General features: G+C 71.9%; 11 protein-coding genes, 1 tRNA gene and 1 pseudogene. 9 read left to right on the top strand and 4 right to left on the bottom strand.

The genetic code is table 11. From position 1 onward, the window contains the following. Nucleotides 1-11: 11 nt before the first annotated feature. Both ASF17_RS01455 and ASF17_RS01460 read left to right on the top strand, forming a co-directional pair. Nucleotides 12-3,146: an ATP-dependent helicase gene (locus ASF17_RS01455; protein WP_055794527.1), complete on the top strand. Its 3,135-nt coding sequence runs from the start codon at nucleotides 12-14 to the stop codon at nucleotides 3,144-3,146. Continuing rightward, a complete protein-coding gene (locus tag ASF17_RS01460; protein WP_055794529.1) occupies nucleotides 3,143-6,460 on the top strand; it encodes an ATP-dependent DNA helicase in 3,318 nt (1,105 codons plus the stop codon). The genes ASF17_RS01455 and ASF17_RS01460 overlap by 4 nt, the downstream gene beginning before the upstream one ends. Here ASF17_RS01460 and ASF17_RS01465 read toward each other — a convergent pair. After that, nucleotides 6,457-7,452 carry a phosphotransferase gene (locus ASF17_RS01465; protein ID WP_055794531.1) on the bottom strand — a complete coding sequence of 332 codons (996 nt, stop codon included), beginning with the start codon at nucleotides 7,450-7,452 and terminating at the stop codon, nucleotides 6,457-6,459. The genes ASF17_RS01460 and ASF17_RS01465 overlap by 4 nt on opposite strands. Before the next feature lie 74 nt (nucleotides 7,453-7,526). Here ASF17_RS01465 and nudC point away from each other — a divergent pair, with 74 nt between their 5' ends. Next, on the top strand, nucleotides 7,527-8,459 hold the full coding sequence (gene nudC, locus ASF17_RS01470) for an NAD(+) diphosphatase (protein ID WP_055794533.1): 933 nt from the start codon (nucleotides 7,527-7,529) through the stop codon (nucleotides 8,457-8,459). After that, nucleotides 8,456-10,168: an ATP-dependent helicase gene (locus tag ASF17_RS01475; RefSeq protein ID WP_055794535.1), complete on the top strand. Its 1,713-nt coding sequence runs from the start codon at nucleotides 8,456-8,458 to the stop codon at nucleotides 10,166-10,168. Before nudC ends, ASF17_RS01475 begins: the two co-directional genes overlap by 4 nt. Here ASF17_RS01475 and ASF17_RS15915 read toward each other — a convergent pair. Beyond that, nucleotides 10,155-10,946, bottom strand: a pseudogene (locus tag ASF17_RS15915) (hypothetical protein); the annotation flags it as partial. The gene ASF17_RS01475 and the pseudogene ASF17_RS15915 sit on opposite strands and share 14 nt — an antisense overlap. A gap of 69 nt (nucleotides 10,947-11,015) precedes the next feature. Further along, nucleotides 11,016-12,392: a zinc-dependent metalloprotease gene (locus ASF17_RS01480; RefSeq protein ID WP_055794536.1), complete on the bottom strand. Its 1,377-nt coding sequence runs from the start codon at nucleotides 12,390-12,392 to the stop codon at nucleotides 11,016-11,018. Nucleotides 12,393-12,474: 82 nt separating this feature from the next. Here ASF17_RS01480 and ASF17_RS01485 point away from each other — a divergent pair, with 82 nt between their 5' ends. The 4 genes from ASF17_RS01485 (at nucleotide 12,475) to ASF17_RS01500 (ending at nucleotide 18,090) form a co-directional block, all read left to right on the top strand. After that, complete coding sequence (locus tag ASF17_RS01485; RefSeq protein WP_369814537.1) at nucleotides 12,475-13,599, top strand: YlbL family protein; 1,125 nt, start codon at nucleotides 12,475-12,477, stop codon at nucleotides 13,597-13,599. A 149-nt stretch (nucleotides 13,600-13,748) separates the two neighbouring features. Beyond that, entirely contained in the window at nucleotides 13,749-16,658 is a 2,910-nt protein-coding gene (locus ASF17_RS01490) for a UPF0182 family membrane protein (RefSeq protein WP_442855732.1), read from the top strand. 148 nt (nucleotides 16,659-16,806) lie between these two features. After that, nucleotides 16,807-16,880 (top strand) — tRNA-Met (locus ASF17_RS01495). Nucleotides 16,881-16,968: 88 nt separating this feature from the next. Beyond that, nucleotides 16,969-18,090: a glycerate kinase gene (locus ASF17_RS01500; RefSeq protein ID WP_055794541.1), complete on the top strand. Its 1,122-nt coding sequence runs from the start codon at nucleotides 16,969-16,971 to the stop codon at nucleotides 18,088-18,090. A 3-nt stretch (nucleotides 18,091-18,093) separates the two neighbouring features. Here the strand turns inward: ASF17_RS01500 and ASF17_RS01505 are convergent, their stop codons facing one another. Continuing rightward, nucleotides 18,094-19,293, bottom strand: coding sequence for an aminotransferase class I/II-fold pyridoxal phosphate-dependent enzyme (locus ASF17_RS01505; protein ID WP_055794544.1), 1,200 nt, complete (start codon nucleotides 19,291-19,293; stop codon nucleotides 18,094-18,096). Nucleotides 19,294-19,451: 158 nt separating this feature from the next. On the opposite strand from ASF17_RS01505, the gene ASF17_RS01510 reads away from it, so the two are divergent. Continuing rightward, nucleotides 19,452-21,206, top strand: coding sequence for a trypsin-like peptidase domain-containing protein (locus ASF17_RS01510; protein WP_055794546.1), 1,755 nt, complete (start codon nucleotides 19,452-19,454; stop codon nucleotides 21,204-21,206). The last annotated feature ends 49 nt before the right edge of the window (nucleotides 21,207-21,255 follow it).

Consider the following 21,255-nt stretch of genomic DNA (forward strand, 5'->3'; position numbering starts at 1 on the left):
GCGTCGGAGTCATGGCGACGACAGGCTTCCGACCTCCGGGCGACACGCGGCGCGGGACGCGCCCGGCTCGTCTCGACGAGTCGCAGGCCCGGGTCGTCGGCCTGCCCGACGGCGTCTCCGCTGCCGTGATCGGCGCACCGGGCACCGGCAAGACGACGACTCTGATCGAGACCGTCGTCGACCGGGTCGAAGGGCGCGGCCAGGGGCCCCGCTCGGTGCTGGTGCTGACGCCCGCGCGATCGACCGCCACGCGCCTCCGCGACGTCATCGCCGCTCGCCTCGGTGTGCCGACGCCCGGTCCGATGGCCCGGACGGTCTCGTCGCTCGCGTTCGACGTGGTCGGCCACTCGGCCCTGCTGGCCGGAGCCGAGCCGCCGACGCTGCTCACCGGCGGCGATCAGGACATCATCGTCCGCGAGCTGCTCGAGGGACACGAGACCGACGGCACGGGTCCGCGCTGGCCCGAGCACCTCGGGCCGCAGGTCCGCCGACTCCGCGGCTTCCGGACGGAGCTCCGCGAGATGTTCATGCGATCGACCGAGCAGGGGGTCTCGCCCGTCGATCTGCGCTCGCTCGCCGCATCCCGCGACCGACCCGAATGGGCGGCGGTCGGCGACCTGCTCGACGAGTACCGCCGTGTGGTCGACGGTCTCCCGGGGCGGCATCTCGACTCCGCCGAGCTCGTCGACTACGCGGTGGCCGCCCTCGACCGCGGCGAGACGGCCCCCGTCGTCGACGGTCTCGGGCTCGTCCTGGTGGACGACGCGCACGAGGCGACGGAATCCACCGTGTCGCTCCTGCGGGCCCTGGTCCGCCGAGGGGTCGCCGTGATCGCCTTCGGCGACCCGGATCTCTCGACGAACGCGTTCCGGGGCGGCAGCCCCGACGTGCTCGGCCGGCTCGGCGCGCGGCTCGGGCTCGACGACGTCGAGACGATCTTCCTGTCCACCGCGCACCGGCACGATCCGGCCCTCCGCGATCTCGTGTCGCGCATCACGGCGCGGATAGGCACTGCCGGCGCGGGCCGACAGCACGCGGCGGTCGCGGGTGCGCCGCCGGCCGGGTCCGAGGGGGCCCCTCCGATCCTCACCGTGCGGGCCGACAGCCCAGCCCACGAGATCTCCTCCGTCGCGCGGGTGCTGCGCGAGCACCACCTCGTCCGGGGCATCCCGTGGGCCCGCATGATGGTCGTCGTGCGGAGCGGCGGCCAGGTCGCCAGCGTCGCGCGAGGCCTGCAGTCGGCCGAGGTGCCCACCCGCACCTCCATCGCCGGTCGAGCCGTGCGAGACGAGCATGCGGCCCGCCACCTCCTCATCGCCGCGTCCGTGGCCGTCGGCCGCGATGCGCTCACCCCCGACAACGTCGCCGAGCTCCTCACGGGGCCCCTCGCCGGGCTCGACGCGCTCGCCGTCCGTCGCCTCCGCCTCGCGCTCCGGGCCGACGAGCTGGGTGCCGGGGGATCCCGCTCGGCCGACGCCCTGCTCGTGGAGGCCCTGGAGGGCCCGGGTCGGTTCGTCACCATCGACTCGCGGTTCGCCGCTCGCGCCGGACGATTCGCCGACAGCCTCGACGCCGCGAGGCGTGCGGCGGCAGGGGGAGCCAGCATCGAGGAGGTCTTCTGGGGTCTGTGGGAGCGCAGCGGTCTGGCCGCGCAATGGTCGGCGCAGTCCGCGGGCCGCGGCATCGTGGCCGCCGAGGCGGACCGGCATCTCGACGGCGTCGTCGCCCTCTTCACGGCGGCCAAGCGCTTCGTCGAACGGACCCCCGAGGCCGACGCGATCGGCTTCCTCGACTCGCTGCTCGGAGCCGAGGTGCCCGACGACACCCTGTCGCCCCAGACCTCCACCGAGTCCGTGCTCGTCTGCTCGCCGTCCGGCGCCGTCGGTCTCGAGGTCGACGTGGTCGTGGCCGCCCGTCTGCAGGACGGCGTCTGGCCGAACCTCCGCCTCCGCGGGGCCCTCCTCGGGCCGGACGAGCTCGTCGACGCGTCGCACGAGATCTCCGCTCCCGCCTCCGCCCTCGACGAGCGCGCCGCCGTGCTCTCCGACGAGCTGCGGATGTTCGCGCTCACGGTGTCGCGAGCGACCAGGCAGGTCGTCCTCTCCTGCACCGAGAGCGACGACGAGGGGCCCTCCGTCTTCCATCGGCTGCTGCCGACGGGCACCCCGACCGCGCCCGCGGGGCACCCGCTGTCGTTGAGGGGGCTCGTCGGGCATCTCCGTCATGCGCTCGTCGAGTCTCCCCGGGGCGCTCGCGCCGAGGCGGCGACGGTCGGTCTCGCCCGGCTGGCCGAGGCGGGGGTCGCCGGTGCCGACCCCGTCGAGTGGTACGGCCTCGCCGAGCCGACCACCACGTCGCCCCTCGCCGACCTCACCGACCCCGAGGTGCACGTGCCCGTCTCGCCCTCCCAGCTCGGCTCCTTCGAGGAGTGCCCTCTGCACTGGTTCGTCGACCGCTTCGGCGGCTCCGCCCCGAACTCCGCCATGGGACTCGGGACCGTCCTGCACGATGTGATGGAGCACGCCGTCGACAGCGACGTCGAGTCGCTCTGGGCCGCGGTCGAGTCCCGGTGGAGCGAGCTCGAGTTCGAGGCCCCGTGGATCGGGGAGTCCGAGAAGCGTCGGGCACGGGACATGACCGAGAGCCTGGCCTCGTACCTCCGCGACTTCGAGACGAGCGGCGCCGAACTGATCGGGGCCGAGTCCACCTTCGAGCTGGACATCGGCGTCGCCCGCCTCCGGGGCGCGATCGACCGCGTGGAGCGCACCCGCGACGGCGCCGCCGTGATCGTCGATCTGAAGACCGGCCGATCGGCCCCGACCTCGGCGGCCGCGGTCGCCGAGCACCCCCAGCTGGGCAGCTACCAGGTCGCGCTCGCCGACGGCGCCATCGAGTCGGTGCCGCCGGGCACGCCGCCCGGCGGGGCGAAGCTCGTCATCGTGTCATCCGGCGTCCGCGGCAAGCCGTACCGGGAGCCCACCCAGGCTCCCTTCGACGCCGAGACGCTGCAGGGGTTCCGTGATCGCGTCCGCACGGCGGCCGAGAGGATGGTGGGGCCGGTGTTCCTGGCGCGACTCGACGACCACTGCACCGGGAGGCACGGCGGGCCGTGCCGCATCCACATCGTCGGAGAGGTGAGCTCGTGACCGCGTCGACCCGCGCCTCCTCGGATCCCTCCGCGTCGTCCGCGCCCGGGTTGTCCGCTCTCCAGCTCGCCGACGTCCTCGAGCTGCCGCCGCCGACCCCCGAGCAGCAGTCGGTGATCGAGGCGCCTCTCACGCCGGCTCTCGTGGTCGCGGGTGCCGGCAGCGGTAAGACCGAGACCATGGCCAATCGCGTCGTGTGGCTTCTCGCGAACCGGCACGTCCGGGTGTCGGAGGTGCTCGGCCTCACCTTCACCCGCAAGGCCGCGGGCGAGCTCGGCGAGCGGATCGAGAGGCGGATCGCGCAGCTCGAGGCGGCCGGTCTGCTCGGCGACGCCCTCGACCCGTTCGATCTGCCGACGGTGTCGACCTACAACGCCTTCGCCAACGGGATCTTCCGCGACAACGCCCTCCGGGTCGGTCGTGAGAGCGAGTCGCAGGTGCTCGGCGACGCCTCGGCCTGGCAGCTCGCCCGGTCCCTCGTCGTCTCGAGCCGCGACGAGCGTCTCGCCGGTCTCGCTCGGAGCGTCGACTCGATCACCGAGGCCGTCCTGCGACTGAGCCACGCACTCAGCGAGAACGTCACGGCGGCGGCCCCCGTGGCCGCTCTCGCGGATCGGTTCCTCGATCTCGCCGGTCTGCCCTCCACCAAGGGCAGCGACTACCGATCGGTGACCGACGCCGTGGCCGCGGTGTCGGCGCTCCCGCCGCTGCTGGTCCTGGCGGAGGCCTTCGCCGACGAGAAGACGCGACGCGGGTTCGTCGAGTACTCGGACCAGGTCGCTCTCGCCCTCGAGGTCTGCGAGACGGCCCCCGACGTCGTGGCCGAGCTCAGACAGCGCTTCCGCGTGGTGCTGCTCGACGAGTACCAGGACACCAGCGTCGTGCAGACCCGGCTGCTGGCGCGTCTGTTCCGGGGAACGGGCGTGATGGCCGTCGGCGACCCCCATCAGTCCATCTACGGGTTCCGGGGTGCGAGCGCCGCCAACCTCGGTCGCTTCCCCGTCGACTTCGAGGCGCCGGCCGGCAGCCGGTTCAGCCTGTCGACCAGCTGGCGGAACGCGTCGACCGTGCTCGATGCCGCGAACCGCGTGGTGGCCGACCTGACGGCGACCGGCGACGAGGCGGTGGGGGTCCTCCGACCACGACCCGCGGCGCCGCCCGGTCACGTCGAGGTCGCCTACGACCAGACCCTGCCCGACGAGGCCGCGCGCGTGGCCGACTGGTTCGCCGACCGGCTGTCCGTTCCGGTGCTCGTCGACGGCCGACCGGCGCAGCGCACGGCGGCTCTGCTCTTCCGATCCAAGAAGACGATGCCGGTCTTCGTCGAGGCGCTCGCTGCGCGAGGGGTCCCGTACCACGTGCTCGGGGTCGGGGGTCTGCTCCAGCGGCCCGAGGTCGTCGATCTCGTGGCGGGCCTCCGGGTGCTGCACGACCCGTCCGCGGGGTCCGAGCTGATCCGGTTGATGGTCGGCGCGCGCTGGCGGGTGGGTGTGCACGACGTCGCGGCCCTCCGCGGCGTCTCGTCGTGGCTCTTCTCGCACGACCACGCGCAGCAGGCGCTCTCCGACGAGGTCGCCGCGGGCTTCCGCGCGTCGGTCGCCGTCGGCGAGCACGGCTCGATCGTCGACGCGCTCGACTTCGTCACCACGGCGCCGCCGACCCACCGGCAGCTCGGCGCGTTCAGCCCCGAGGGTCTCGTGAGGCTCCGCCGACTCGGTGCGCAGTTGGCGTTCCTCCGCGGGCGGACGGGGCTCGACCTCGTCGACCTCGTCACCCTGGTGCAGCAGGAGATGCTGCTCGACGTCGAGGTCGCCGCCGCGACCGGCGCCGGGTCGGGCGGGGCCTGGCTCCAGGCCTTCGACGACGAGCTCTCCGGCTACGTCGCCACGGACGAGAACGCGTCGCTCGGCGGCTTCCTCTCGTGGCTCACGGCCGCCGAACGTCGGGACGACATGGGCCCGCGATCCGAGGCCGGCGAGCGCGGGACGGTGCAGCTGCTGACCGTGCACGGCTCGAAGGGGCTCGAATGGGACGTCGTCGGCGTTCCGAGGCTCGTCGACGGCGAGTTCCCCGGCACGTCACGCGCCGGCGTCGGCTGGCTCGGCTTCGGCGAGCTGCCCTACGAGTTCCGCGGCGACGCGGCCGAGCTGCCCGAACTGGCGTGGCGCGGGGTCGACGACCAGAAGGACTTCGACCGGCGCCTGGCCGAGTTCAAGGCCGAACTGGTCGCCCGTCACGAGGGCGAGGAGCGTCGTCTGGCCTACGTGGCCTTCACCCGGGCCAAAGACGAGCTGCTGCTGTCGGGCTCGTTCTGGTCGTCGACCGTCAAGCCGCGTCGTCCGAGCCGGTATCTCGTCGATCTGGTCGACGCGGGTCTCGTCGACCCCTCCCGGGTGCCCGACGGGCCCGACGACGACGCGAACCCCCTCGCCGACGAGTCTCGCGAGCTCCCGTGGCCGGGTGACCCTCTGGGCGCTCGCCGCGGTGCGGTCGAGCACGCAGCCGCGCGCGTCTCGCGTCTGATCGCCGATCGGCGAGAGCACCCAGGAGGCGCGGGGCAGGACGGCGGCGAGGCCCCCGCCCCGCAGACGCCCCTCTTCTGGGCGGCCGACATCGATCTGCTCCTGCTCGAGCGCGACGCGGCGCGCGAGCGGGCGGGGCTGCTCGATCTGCCGCAGCGCATCCCCGCCTCCCGCTTCAAGGACTACGTCGACGACCCGGCGGCCGTCGCGGCGGCCCTGCGGCGTCCCCTCCCCGAGCGGCCGTACCGGGCCACGAGGCTGGGCACGCTGTTCCACGAGTGGGTCGAGTCGCGATACCGTCCGACCGGGCGCGTCGAGATGCTCGACGCCTTCGCCGCCGAGACCGATCAGGACGACGAGCGGATCGGCGGCACCAGGGGGGTCGTCGACCCGGACGACGCGCGCCGGCTGGTGGAGCTCCAGGCGACGTTCGAGCGTTCGGAGTGGGCGGGCCTCGACCCGGTGGACGTCGAGCTCGAGGTGCATCTGCCCCTCGGCGGCCGGACGATCATCTGCAAGATCGACGCCGTCTTCGCTCGGGGCGATCGCTTCGAGGTCGTCGACTGGAAGACGGGTCGTTCACCCGCCGACGCCGACGACCTCGAGCTCAAGCAGCTGCAACTGGCGCTGTATCGAGAGGCCTACGCCTCGTATCGGGGCATCGACGCCGACGGCATCGACGCCGCGTTCTACTTCGTCGCGGACGATCACGTGCTCCGGCCGGAGCACGTGGCCGACCGCGACGAGCTGCTCGGGCTCTGGACCCGGGTCGAAGAGGGGGCGGGCGGCTAGCTGTGGCGTCGTTCGGTGGACGAAAGCAGCTTCTCGACACCGTCGATGTCGAGCGCAGCCGTCTGACCGGCGCCGATGGCTCCGCTGCGGTCGAGCTGGAGCGAGTCGACCAGGCTGCCCATCAGCTCGACGGCGTCGTCGACGACCTCGGTGCTCTTCGTGCTCGTGCCGTGCAGGAGCCACTTCGCCAGCTCGAGCTCGTGATAGAGGGTCGCCCGGTGCCGCAGCTGATGGTCGCTCGAACCGCGCGCGGTGTTGTACGCCTCGAAGGCGTCGTCGACCGCCGACGGCGTGCCGAGGAGCCAGGCGAGGTCGCGGGCCGGGTCGCCGACGTGCAGATCGTGCCAGCCGAGCACGCCGGTGACCTCCGAGCCCGTGACGAGGATCGACCCGGCGTCGAGCGAGCCGTTGACGACCGTGGGCTGGAACTGCCAGAGCAGGTGATCCTGGATCGCCGCCTCCCAGCGCTCCAGCAGAGCGGCGGGCAGCAGGCGCGTCGATGCGGCCCGGTCGACCAGCGACGCGGTCGAGCGCATCGCCTCGAACGGCGTGTGGCTCGTCAGGCCCGCGTCCGTGACGAAGCTCGTGGGCAGCGAGTGGATCGCGGCGACGCCGCGTCCGACGACCGGGGGGAGACCCGAGTCGGGGGTGACCCGCGACGCCGGGAGGTGCTCGCCGGGGATGAAGTCGTAGACGATGCCGCGGGTGCGGCCGAGCGGCGCCTGGCCGCGGTACTGGGGCACCGCGAAGGGCAGACGCCCGCGGACGCCGGCGCTGAGGGCGCGCAGGGCCACGAGGTCGGCGGACTGGCGCGCCTCGGCGCGCTGCGTGCGCGGCACGCGGATGATCCAGTGCTCGCCGAGCCGCCCGGTGAGCAGGGCGGAGTCGTAGTCGCCGTCGGTCGACGAGCCGTGCTGCGCGGCCGCGGAGACGTCCAGGTCGGCGACGGCCGCCGTGGCCAACGCGGCTAGAGTGAGATGAGATCTGGCCATGTCCTCAGGGTAGGCCGCTCGGCGTGGTGCCTCGTCGTTCGCCACGCTGTCAAACCGTAGTGATTGGTCGTTCCATGTCCTCGCCCCTGACGGACCGCCTCCCGCTCGCGCGTCACCAGGTCGATCGCGACTACCTGACGCGGGACCGCGCCGACGTCGTCTCCGAGCTCCTCGCCTCCGACGACACGCGGGTGCTCCCGCTGTGGCGCGGGCGCACGCTCATGGCCTCGTCCGACCGGCTCGCGCTGCTCCCGGCCCGAGCCGTCCCCCAGGCCGACGACTACGTCTATCTCGGGCTGTCGCAGGCCGTCGACGAGGCGGAGCCGGTGGGCACCCCGCTCGTGGCCGCTCTCCTGAGCGACGAGCAGGCCCGGACCCTCGAGCCCGACGAGTCCGCCTGGGGCGGCCTGCGGGCGTTCGGCAGCGTCCTCAGCGCTCGCGACGCCGGCCTCGCCGTCGAGGCGGTCGCCGTCGCCAACTGGCACGACTCCCACCGATTCTCACCACGCAGCGGTCGCGCCCTCGTGAGCGACAAGGCCGGCTGGGTCCGTCGCGACCCCGAGAACGGACACGAGGTCTTCCCGCGGACCGACCCCGCGATCATCGTCGCCGTCACGGACGCCGACGACCGGCTCCTCCTGGGCTCGAACGCCCTCTGGGAGAACAACCGCTACTCGCTGCTCGCGGGCTTCGTCGAGCCGGGCGAGTCGCTCGAGCAGGCGGTGCAGCGGGAGATCTTCGAGGAGTCCGGGGTCAAGGTCGTCGACCCGGTCTACCTGGGGTCGCAGCCCTGGCCGTTCCCCGCCAGTCTCATGCTCGGGTTCCGCGCCCGGGTGGACGCCGACGACCCGGGCGTGCTCGAGCCCGACGGCGCCGAGATCCTCGAGCTCCGCTGGTTCAGCCGCGCCGAGCTGGCCGCCAGCCTCGACGACGTGATCCTCCCCGGTCGGACCTCGATCGCCCGCGCCATCATCGAGGACTGGTTCGGCGGCGAGATCGACCAGTGACCGAGGCCGCCGAACTCATCGCCGGGCTCGACGAGCAGCAGCGCGAGGCGGCACGTCGACTGCTCGGGCCGGTCTGCCTCCTCGCGGGCGCCGGAACGGGCAAGACGCGGGCCATCACCCATCGCATCGCCTACGGGGTCGCCACCGGCGTCTACGCGCCCAGCAGGGTCATGGCGCTCACCTTCACGTCCCGGGCGGCGGCCGAGCTGCGGGGGCGCCTGAGGGCGCTGGGCGCCGGGGGGGTCTCCGCGCGGACCTTCCATGCGTCGGCCCTCTCGCAGCTGTCGTACTTCTGGCCGCAGACCATGGGCGGTCAGATGCCGCGGCTGGTCGACGGCAAGGGCAAGCTGATCGCGCATGCGGCCGAGCGCCTCGGTCTGAAGCTCGACACGGCGTCCCTCCGCGACATGGCCGGCGAGATCGAGTGGCGGAAGGTCTCGCGGCTGACGCTCGAGTCGTACGCCGCCGCCCTGCCGCAGCGGTCGCTGCCGCAGAACGTCAGCCCCGAACGCGCGGTCGATCTGCACGCCGCCTACGAGGACATCAAGGACGAACGCCGCCAGCTCGACTTCGAGGACGTCCTCCTCGCCACGGTCGGCATGCTCCAGCTGGAGGCGCGGGTCGCCCAGCAGGTCCGCGAGCAGTACCGCTTCTTCGTCGTCGACGAGTACCAGGACGTCTCGCCCCTCCAGCAGGAGCTCCTCGAGCTGTGGCTCGGTGATCGGAACGACCTCTGCGTCGTCGGAGACGCGAGTCAGACGATCTACTCGTTCGCCGGGGCGTCGGCCGACTACCTCCTCGGCTTCGGGTCGCGTTACGACGACGCGACGGTGGTCCGGCTCGAGCAGAACTACCGGTCGTCGCGTCAGATCGTCGACACGGCGAATCAGCTGATGCGCGGTCGTCCCGGGGCGCTGCACCTCCATCCCGCCGTCGAGACGACCGGCCCCGTGCCCCCCGTCATCGAGTACCCGAGCGACTCCGCCGAGGCGCGGGGCGTGGCGCAGACCATCGCCGACGAGATCAGGTCGGGCGTCGCCCCGGAGGAGATCGCCGTGCTCTATCGGGTCAACGTGCAGGCCGCGCTGATCGAACGGGCCCTGGCGGACGTGGGCGTCTCGACCCGCATCCACGGTGCGACGAGGTTCTTCGAGCTGCGCGAGGTCAAGGAGGCGCTGATGATGTTGAAGGGCGCCGCGATCAGCATCGTCGGCGAGCCGCTCTTCAAGACCGTCAGCGACGTCCTCCGGTCGCTCGGCTGGACTCAGGAGGCCCCCGAGCAGCGCGGTGCCGTCCGTGATCGCTGGGAGTCCCTGAACGCCCTGATGGGTCTCGCCGAGGCCTCGCCCGCCGAGACGACGCTCCGGCAGTTCGTCGACGAGCTCATGGCGCGGCAGGCGGGTCAGCACGAGCCGACCATGCCGTCGGTCACCCTGGCGACCCTGCACTCGGCCAAGGGCCTCGAGTGGCGGAGCGTCTACCTCGTCGGTCTCAGCGAGGGGCTGGTGCCCATCAGCTACGCCCAGGGTCCCGAAGCCGTCGACGAGGAGCGCCGTCTGCTGTACGTCGGCGTCACCCGCGCTCGAGAACGTCTCCGTCTCTCGTGGAGTCAGAGCGGGCAGGGCCGAGGAGGCGCGCGTCAGCCGAGCAGGTTCCTGGCAGAGCTGCGCATCCGCAGTCGGGATGGGGTCGACTCCGCCCCTGCGTGACGGCCCCGCTCTCGAGATCGATCCGCGTGACCAGCGCTGCGTGGTCCGGGTCGGCTTCGCGCCGACTCGAGATGACGCTCGCCGCGTCGAGGAGTCGGCGCACGGCGACGGTGGCGGATTCTCGGATGACGAGGGGGCGGGGGATCACGACGGGTCGTCCGCTGAGCTGACCGGCGATGGCCGGCCATGCGGCGTCGACGTCGCCCGCGGTCAGATGCAGGCACCGCGAGCACGCGGTGCGCCCCGGGATGACGAGGGGGCCGATCCGCACCGAGCGATCGCCCGTCCTGACGAGGAGGTGGCTGAGGTCGTCTCGGACCCACGAGGACGCGGTGACGGGGTCGAGGGCCAGGCCGCCGACGAGTAGGCCCACGACCGGCGCACCGGGAGCCGCGGCTCGCCTCGCCGGAAGGGGGTCGGCGGCGAGGCGGACGGGGACGCCCTCGGCCTGGAGGAGCCTCCCGGCGTCGTCGGCGATCGGGCCGGCGCCGTGGAGGAGGACGGAGAGCGCCGGCGGGCCCTCGGTCGGTCGAGGATCGAGGGCGGGCTCGAGCCGCGCGACGAGACGATCAGCCGACCCCCGCTCACCGCCGATCTGCGCCAGGATCGCGCCCACCCCGCCGTCTCCGAGACCGGCGGCCACCGCCCAGACGAATCTCTCGTCGAACGCGCTCACCTCGTGCAGGACGACGTAGGCCCGTTCGACCCCGATCTGCACGGTCGACGGGTCACGCCAGACGAGGGTGGTGTGGGGGAGGAACCGGAGTGGGCGGGGCATCCGACGATCATCGTCGCCGTGAGGGAGGCGCCGACGGTTCTCCACAGGGGCCCGAGCGCGGGCGCCCGGTCAGCGCTCGGTGGAGGACCCGGGCTCGTCGGCCGATCCGTCGTCCGCCTCGCGGGGGCGTCCGTCGGACGTGTCGTTCAGGAGATCCTCGATCGCACGATCGACGTCGTCGAGCTGGGGCTCGGTGGCGGTCAGCCGGGCGACGAGGGCCTGAGGATCGTCGATGTCGGCGCTCGTGGGGACGATGTCGGGGTGCGACCAGAGGGAGTCGCGCTCCTCCGCGCCGACGGCGTCCGTGACGGTCGCCCAGAGGGCCGCGGCCTCGCGGAGCCGCCGGGGGCGGAGCTCGAGCCCGACCAGGGTCGAGAAGGCCGACTCCGCGGGTCCGCCGGCGGCGCGCCGTCGGCGGACGGTCTCGGCGATCGCCCCGGACTTCGGCAGTCGCACGGTCGCCGCCGCGGTGACGACGTCCACCCATCCCTCGATCAGGGCAAGCGTCGTCTCGAGGCGGGCGAGGGCCGCGAGCTGCTCGTCCGACTTCGGCGGGATGAGCGCTCCGCTGGCCATGGCGTCGCGCAGCTCGTCCGGGCTGGAGGGGTCGAAGTCGACCGCCAGCGCCTCGAGGCGCTCCGTGTCGATGCTGATGCCCTGCGCGAACTCGCGGATCGACGAGATGAGGTGCAGCCTGAGCCAGCGCGCATGGCGGAAGAGACGCGCGTGAGCGAGCTCGCGGACCGCCAGGTAGATCTGGATCTGGTCGGGCTCGATGTCGAGTCCCTCGCCGAATGCGGCGACGTTCTGGGGGAGGAGCGCGGCCTGCTGCTCGTCGAGCAGCGGGATGCCGACGTCGCCCCCGGAGACCACCTCGCGCGAGAGCTGGCCGACGACCTGGCCGAGCTGCATGGCGAACAGGGTCCCGCCGACGCTGCGCATGACCTGGCTCGCGCCGGCCAGCAGAGACTGCATCTCCTCCGGGGCCTGGTCCTTCAGGACGCCCGTCAGCGAGTCCGCGATGGACGTGGCGACGGGCTCCGCGAGCTGGCTCCAGACCGGCATCGTGAGGCGCGACCACTCGGCGCGGGTGACGAGCCGGGGCGCGACCGTGAGCTCCGAGACGAAGGTGACGTCGTCGAGCCAGAGGGCGGCCACATGGAAGGCCTGCTCGAGGGCGGCCCGTTCGGCGGGCGGCGTCGTCACGGCGGACTGCGTCCCGGCCGCGACGGCCTGCTCGGTCGCGACCTTCCAGTCGATGCCGTCGCCGCTGCTGTCCACGGCGTTCTGCAGCTGGCTCATGAGGCGTGCGATGAACGCGGGGTCGTCGGGCAGCCCGGCCACACCGGCCAGCTGCGCGGGGTCGATCTCGGAGTCGCCGGACAGGAACTGGCGCAGCATGTCGCGGAACTCGTCTTCCGGCTCGCGCTGCGAATCATCGGTCATACGAACTACGCTAACTGCTGGCCACGGGAACAGCCGGGAAAACGCCCTCCGCCCCAGCCTCCCCGCTCCGCCCGTGGCGAACATCGAAAGGACCGTCGTGGCCTTCTTCACGCCCCCGACCCGCGCCTCCCTCTCCTCTCGTCGACCCGGCCGGGTCGGCTGGTCGCTGCTCGGCGTCGCGCTGGCCTCGGGGCTCGTGCTCACGTTCCTGCCGTCCCCCTATCTGATCGAGCAGCCCGGTCCGGTCTTCGACACGCTCGGCAGCGCCGAGTACGAGGGGGCGGAGCAGCCGCTCATCACCGTCTCCGGCGCCGAGACGTATCCGACGGCGGGGACCCTCGACCTCCTCACGGTGAGCGTCCAGGGCAACGAGTCCGTCCGTCCGTCGTGGGTCGAGGTCGTCTCGGCGTGGTTCGACCCGAGCCGGGCCGTCGTCCCGGTCGAGGCCATCTACCCGTCGGGCGTCACGAACGAGCAGGTCGACGAGCAGAACACCGTCGACATGCAGAACTCGCAGAAGTCCGCCATCGCCGCCGCGATGATCCACGACGGGTACTCGGTGCCGAGCACCGTCACCATCAGCCAGGTCTCGCCCGGGGGCCCGGCCGAGGACGTGCTGGAGGAGGGCGACGTCGTGACGAGCGTCAACGGCACGAGCCTCGAGACGGACGGCGACGTCGACACGCTGCGCCGGCTCGTCGCCGAGAACGGCGTCGATCAGCCGGCCGTCGTCGTCGTCGAGCGCGACGGGTCGTCCCTCACCACCGAGGTGACCCCCCAGGAGGTGCAGCGCACGGCCCTGCTCGGGGTGGGCGTCAGCGTCGACTACGACTTCCCCTTCGACGTGACCCTGAAGCTCGATCAGGTGGGGGGCCCGAGCGCCGGCATGATGTTCGCGCTCGGCATCATCGACAAGACGACGCCGGGCGAGCTCAACGGCGGCGAGCAGGTCGCCGGCACCGGGACCATCACCGCCTCCGGTCAGGTCGGCCCGATCGGCGGCATCCGGCAGAAGCTGTACGGCGCCCGCGACGCCGGGGCGGCCGTGTTCCTCGCCCCCGTCGACAACTGCGACGAGGTCGTGGGCAACGTCCCGGCGGGTCTGGACGTCTACGCCGTGACGACGCTCGACGACGCGGTGACCGCGCTCGAGACCGTCGCGGACGACGGGGACACCTCGGCTCTGCCCACCTGCACCGCCGACTGAGGGCCGGCGCCCAGCCGGGGCATAGGTACCCCGGGCAGGGTGGAACGGTCAGGTGCGGCCCGTAGGATGGCCCCTCCACGTACCCCTATGCCAGGAGCACACCCTTGACGTCACCTGCATCGTCGCGATCCGCACGACGTTCGCCCCGATTGCCCGTCCTGGTCACGGTGGCGATCCTCGCCGCCCTGGTCATCGCCTTCTTCATCTTCTCGTCGCTCCTGACGGACTTCCTGTGGTTCAAGCAGCTCGGGTTCGCGAACGTCCTGACGACCCAGTGGATCGCATCGGCGGTGATGTTCTTCATCGGATTCCTGGCCATGGCCGTCCCGGTCTACGTCAGCATCGACATCGCCTTCCGGTTCCGCCCGGTCTACGCCAAGCTCAACTCGCAGCTCGACCGTTACCAGCAGGTCATCGAGCCGCTCCGCCGGGTCGTGGTGCTGGGCGTGCCCATCGTCCTCGGCCTCTTCGCAGGCATCGCGTCGTCCACCAGCTGGCAGGTGGCCCTCCAGTGGCTGAACCGCACGCCGTTCGGCACGACGGATCCGAAGTTCGGGCTCGACGTCGGCTTCTACGTCTTCTCGCTGCCCTTCTATCAGGGCGTGGTCGGCTTCGCCTCGGCGGTCGTCCTCATCTCCGGGCTCGCCGCCGTGGCCACCAGCTACCTCTACGGGGCCCTGCGGTTCACGGGTCGTGAGGTTCGCATCTCGAAGGTGGCGCGCATCCAGCTCGCGATCACCGCGGCGGTCTACCTCCTGCTGCAGGGCGTCAGCCTGTGGCTCGACCAGTACGCCACGCTCACCCAGGGCGCCAACAAGCTCCTGACCGGCGTCACGTACGCCGACGACGCCGCGGGCATCCCCGGCAAGCAGATCCTCGCGCTGGCCGCGGCGATCGTCGCCGTGCTCTTCATCGTCACCGCGATCATCGGTCGCTGGCGGCTCCCGGTCATCGGCACGGCGGCCCTCATCATCGCGAGCATTATCGTCGGCGGCATCTACCCGTGGATCGTCCAGCGGTTCCAGGTCGAGCCCAGCGAGCGGACGGTCGAGGCGCCGTTCATCGAGAACAACATCGACGCGACCCGCGAGGCCTACGGCGTCGCCGACGTCGAAGAAGAGACGTACGACGCGCAGTCCGACGCTGAGGCCGGTGCGCTGGCCGGCGACGCCGTGACGACCGCGAACATCCGCATCATCGACCCCGCGCTCGTGACCGACGCCTTCGCCCAGCTGCAGCAGTACCGCCAGTACTACAGCTTCCCCGAGCAGCTCTCGGTCGACCGCTACACGATCGACGGCAACACCCAGGACACCGTCATCGCCGTCCGCGAGCTCAACACGGATCAGCTCGGCGCCTCGGCGACCCCCTACAACACGACCTTCGTGTACACCCACGGCTACGGCGTGGTGGCGGCCTACGGCAACCAGCGCTCGGCCGACGGTCAGCCCGTGTTCCTCGAGTCGGGCATCCCCGTCACCGGTGCGCTGGGTGACGCCGACGAGTACGAGCCGCGCATCTACTTCGGTCAGGAGTCCCCGGCCTACTCGATCGTCGGCGGGAACGGCGAGAACGACATCGAGCTCGACTACCCGTCGGGCAGCAACGACAACGGCACGAACCAGACGACCACCTTCGAGGGCGACGGCGGGCCCACGCTCGACAACCCGTTCAAGAAGCTGATCTACGCCATCAAGTTCCAGTCGGAGCAGATCTTCCTGTCGGACGCCGTCAACGACGAGTCGCAGATCCTCTACGACCGCGACCCGTCCGAGCGCGTCCAGAAGGTCGCGCCGTACCTGACCATCGACAGCGCGCCGTACCCGGCGGTCGTCGACGGCAAGGTCGTCTGGATCGTCGACGGCTACACGACGACCCGCAACTACCCCTACTCGAAGCCGCAGGCGCTCAGCGACGCCATCGCCGACACCTACACGGAGCGTCCGACCTACGCCTCGAACGAGATCAACTACATCCGCAACTCGGTCAAGGCGACCGTCGACGCCTACGACGGCTCGGTGAACCTCTACGCCTGGGACACCGAGGACCCGATGCTCAAGACGTGGCAGAAGATCTTCCCCTCGACGCTGACGCCGCTCTCCGAGATGTCCGTCGATCTCATGCAGCACGTCCGCTACCCGCAGGACATGTTCAAGGTGCAGCGCGCCATCCTCGGCACGTACCACGTCACCGACTCCGACTCGTTCTACTCGAGCGACGACGCGTGGGTCACGCCCAACGAGCCGACGAGCACCGCGACGACCCCGCCGCTCCAGCCGCCGTACTACCTGACGCTGCAGCTGCCCGACAAGGACCCGGCGTTCTCGATCTACTCGACGTACATCCCCCAGCAGTCGGGTGAGAACGCGCGGAACGTGCTGACGGGTTATCTGGCGGCGAACGCCGACGCCGGCTCGACACCCGGCGAGGTCGCCGACAGCTACGGCGAGCTGACGCTGCTGACGCTGCCGCGGACGGACACCCTGCCCGGCCCCGGCCAGGTGCAGAACAACTTCAACACCGACACGGCGGTCGCCAATCAGCTGGCGCTGCTCACGCGGGGCGACACGAGCGTCGTGCGGGGCAACCTGCTGACGCTCCCCGTCGGCGGAGGCCTGCTGTACGTGCAGCCGATCTACGTGAAGTCGACCTCGGAGACGTCGTACCCCGTGCTGCAGCGGATCCTCGTGTCGTTCGGCGACCAGATCGCCTTCGAGGACACCCTCGACGGTGCCCTGGACGAGCTCTTCGGCGGCAATTCGGGTGCGACCGCCGGAGACAACGGCGTGCCGACGACCGATCCGGCGACGGAGGGCGACGGTGCCGGCGACGGTGAGGCGGACGGTGGAGACACCGGCACGACGGACCCCGGCACGACCGACCCGGGCACCGGTTCCGGCACGGACAACGCGGCGCTCGACCAGGCCCTGGCCGACGCGCAGTCCGCCCTCGAGGATCGTGCGGCGGCGTACGCCGACAACGACCTCGTCTCGGCGGCCGAGGCTGACGCTCGCCTGCAGACGGCCCTCGAGGACGCGGTGGCGGCCAGCGGCCAGTAGCACTCGTTCCGAGTGATCCACGAGACCCCCGTCGTCCCTGCCGACGGGGGTCTCGTGCTCTCCGGGCTGCGAGTCGCGGGTCCGAATCACCATCCGGCTGCACCGATTGGACGGGCCTCGAATCCCGTGCTAGTGTTTCTTCTTGTGCCGCGGGGTGGAGCAGTTCGGTAGCTCGCTGGGCTCATAACCCAGAGGTCGTAGGTTCAAATCCTGCCCCCGCAACAAAAGAGAAAAGCCCCGGTCTTCTGACCGGGGCTTTTCTTCATCTCCGCGGGTGTACACGCGGCTCGGGCCCTGCGAAGCTGGCGGCATGTCACCTCTGCGGGTCGTCGTCGCCCCCGACTCCTTCAAGGGCTCCGCCAGTGCGGTCACCGTGGCCGCGGCGGTAGCCCGCGGCTGGCTCGACGCTCGCTCCGACGACGTCCTCGTCGAGGCGCCCCTGGCCGACGGCGGCGAAGGCACCCTCGATGCGTTCGAGGCCGCCGTACCCGGTGCCGAGCGTCGGACGACGATGGTCCCCGGCCCCGACGATCGGCTCGTCGAGGCGCCGTGGCTGCTGCTGCCCGACGGCACGGCGGTGGTCGAGCTGGCTGCGGCCAGCGGTCTGACGCTCCTGGCCGAGCCGCGGCCCTACGACGCGCACACGCGCGGAGTGGGGCGTGTCATCGTCGCCGCCCTCGACGCCGGCGCGACCGCCCTGGTCATCGGGCTCGGCGGCAGCGCCTCGACCGACGGAGGAGCCGGGCTGCTCTCGGAGCTGGGCGCGCGCCTCCTGGACTCCGTCGGCGACGTCGTCCCCGATGGCGCCCACGGTCTGGCCGCCGCCGCGCGGATCGACCTGGGCGCGCTCCGGCCCCTGCCGGCGCGGGGCGTCACGGTGCTCGCCGACGTGACGAATCCGCTCACGGGTCCGCATGGCGCCGCGGCGGTCTTCGGCCCGCAGAAGGGCGCCTCGCGCGACGACGTGCTCGCACTCGACGACGGTCTGCGGCGCTTCTCGCAGCTCGTCGACGTCGATCCCGACACCGCCGGGGCGGGCGCGGCCGGCGGCGCCGCCTTCGGCCTGCTGGTCTGGGGCGCGTCGCTGGCCCCGGGTGCCCGGGCCGTGTCCGATCTCGTCGGGCTGCCGCGGCTCGTCGTGGGCGCCGACGTTGTCATCACGGGGGAGGGGCGTCTCGATGAGCAGACGGCCGACGGCAAGGCGGTGTCCTGGGTGACGCGGGTCGCCCGTGACGCCGGAGCCTCCGTCTTCGTCGTCGCCGGTTCGGTCGAGACCTCCGACGGCGATCACGACCTGGCCGTGTCCCTGTCGGACCTCGCAGGAGGCGCGGGCGAGTCCCTGCTGAACCCCGAGAGCTGGGCCGAACGCGCCGGTGCCGTGCTCGCGCGGCACGACCTGACCAAAGAGAGGGCGTCGCGTCGACGGGACTGACGGTCAGGCGCGCAGGGCCGCCAGCCGACGTCCGGCCTCGTCGATCACCTCGGCGCGCTTGCAGAAGGCGAAGCGCACGAGCGACGAGTGCTCGGCAGCCAGGGTGGGCCCGCAGAAGGCGCTGACCGGGACGCCGACGACTCCCGCCAGCTGCGGCAGGGCACGGCAGAACTCGGCCGCGTCGTCGTAGCCGAGCGGCGCGGCGTCCGCGACGACGAAGTACGACCCCCTCGCGGGGGAGACGTCGAAGCCTGCGGAGAGGAGCCCCGCGGACAGCAGATCGCGCTTGCTCTGCAGATCGGCGGTGAAGTCGTCGAAGTGCTCGCGGGGCAGCCGGAGACCCACGGCGATCGCCGGCTGGAAGACGGAGCCGTTGACGAAGGTCAGATACTGCTTGACGCTCATGATCTGCGAGACGAGCGAGGCCGGCCCCGAGAGCCAGCCGATCTTCCAGCCCGTCGCATTGAACGTCTTGCCGCCGCTCGAGACGGTGATCGTCCGCTCGGAGGCTCCCGGCAGAGTCGACAGGGGCACGTGAGGGACCCCGTCGAAGACCACGTGCTCGTAGACCTCGTCGGTCACCAGGAGAGCATCGAACTCATGGGCGAGCGCGACGAGGGAGCTGCGGGTGGCGTCGTCGAGGAGGGTTCCCGTGGGGTTGTGCGGATCGTTGACGATGACGAGTCGCGTCCGCGACGAGAAGGCGGCTCGGAGTTCGTCGGCGTCGACGCGGAAGTCGGGGCCGCGCAGCGGCACCGTCCGATGTCGGCCGCCGGCGAGACCGATGACCGCTCCGTAGGCGTCGTAGAAGGGCTCGAAGGTGATCACCTCGTCGCCATGGTCGACGAAGGCGAGCACGGTCGCGGCGATGGCCTCGGTGGCCCCCGCGGTCACGAGCACCTCGCGTCCGGGGTCGACGTCGATGCCGTAGAAGCGCTGCTGGTGTTCGGACACGGCCTCGAGCAGGGTCGGCACGCCCCTCCCCGGCGGGTACTGGTTCGACCCGCCGAACAGGGCGTCACGGGCCGCTTCGAGCACCGCCTCGGGAGGGTCCTCGTCGGGGAATCCCTGGCCGAGGTTCACCGCTCCCGTGGCCGTCGCGAGCGCGGACATCTCGGCGAAGACGGTCGACCTGAGGTGGCCGGTCGCGTCGAGGAGGCCGGCTCCGCGGGCCGTCCGCTGCCACGGTGTCGATGAGGTCATGGTCCCTCACCGTAGACCCGCTCGGGCCGCCGCTCGTCGACGCGGACGGCGGGACTCCAGGAGCCGCTTACGCTGTGTCCAGCCCGCTCCCAGGTTCGCCAAATGCTCTGCACAGGTGGACGGACCAGGCTGAAGCCGCTTGGAAGGAGCATCAGCTGATGAACGAGAACCCCCGGGGCGCCGACGGCGTCGATGACGCCGACGACACGACGCGCGGACAGCACGACGACGCCGCGGCGCGAGACGACGCCGCGGGTCGGGGCGACTCGACGACCGGCGGCGACGTGACCTACGGGGCCCCGCCCCTGCCCGGCTCGCAGCACGAGGCCGGCCGCTCGCAACCCGGGGGCTACCCGCAGCCCGGCAGCTATTCGGCGCCGGGCAGCTATTCGGCGCCCGGCAGCTACTCGGCCCCGGGCAGCTATTCGGCGCCCGGCAGCTACTCGGCGCCGGGCAGCTATTCGGCGCCCGGCAGCTACTCGGCCCCGGGAAGCTTTTCGCAGCCCGGCGCCTACGCAGCGCCCGGCGCCTACCAGGGTCAGCAGTCCTACGGCGGACCCGACGCGTACGGCCGGCAGCAGAGCTACGACCAGCAGGGTCACCCCCAGCAGGGCGGCCAGGACTCACCCACGGAGCAGTACCCGTCGCACTTCGGGCAGCAGAACCCCTACGGAACGCCAGGCCAGTACGACGCGAGCACCTGGCAGGGGCCGGCTGGACCGCAGAAGGCGAAGCGGAACCGGGGTGTCGGGGTCCTGGCGGCGACTCTGGCCGTCGGTCTCCTGGCCGGTGGCGTGGTCGGCGGTGCCGTCGGCGGCTCCGTCGCCGACGGGGGTGCGGGCGCATCGACGTCTGCGGGTCCGGCGCGCGACCTCACCGTGAACGACTACGACGACGCGACCGTCGTGACGGCCGTCGCGGCGAAGGCCACCCAGTCGGTCGTCACCATCAACGTCGCATCCGGCTCGTCCGGAGGCACCGGATCGGGCGTCATCCTCTCCGACGACGGCTACATCGTCACCAACACGCACGTCGTCACCCTCGACGGCGCCAGCGCGTCGGGAGCGGTCAGCGTGACGATGAGCGACGGCAGCATCCTGCCGGCCGAGGTCGTCGGGCTCGACCCCGTCGTCGATCTCGCCGTGCTCAAGGTGGACGCCACCGACCTGACGCCGATGGAGTTCGCGGACTCGTCGAAGCTGAACGTCGGCGACACCGCCGTGGCCATCGGCGCGCCCCTCGGTCTGTCGAACACGGTGACCGACGGCATCGTCTCGACCCTCAACCGGAGCATCACGGTGCAGTCGTCTGCGGCGCCCTCAGACGGCTCGGACCAGGGCGACTCGAACGACAACAACGGCCAGGGCCCGTTCTCCTTCAACAACGGCGACGGGAACCAGCAGTCGCAGGCCAGCAGCGTCATCTCGCTGCCCGTGATCCAGACGGACGCCTCGATCAACCCCGGGAACTCCGGTGGTGCCCTGCTCGACTCCGACGGCAAGCTCATCGGCCTGAACGTCGCGATCGCCAGCTCGGGGGAGTCCTCCGGCAGCATCGGCGTCGGCTTCTCCATCCCGTCGAACCTCGTCAAGCGGGTCGCGACCGAGATCCGCGACGAGGGTACGGCGTCGCACGGCCTGCTCGGCGCCAGCGTCGACGACGCCACGAGCGATTCGGCCGCGACGCAGGTCGGCGCGCTCATCGTGCAGATCAGCCAGGGAGGCGCGGCGCAGTCCGCCGGGCTCCGACAGGGCGACGTCGTCACGGAGTTCAACGGCATCCCCATCAGCGACCGGACCGACCTCACGGCTCAGGTGCGGTTCCTGGCCGGGGGCAGCGACGCCGAGCTGACCTACGTCCGCGACGGCCGGACCTCGACCGCCGAGGTGTCGCTCGACACCCTGACGACGTAAGGGGTCCCCCCTCGGAGCGAGGGGGGTCCTCCTCCGGGCGGGTCGTGGC

This window comes from Frigoribacterium sp. Leaf263, from assembly GCF_001422285.1.
Classification (GTDB): domain Bacteria; phylum Actinomycetota; class Actinomycetes; order Actinomycetales; family Microbacteriaceae; genus Frigoribacterium.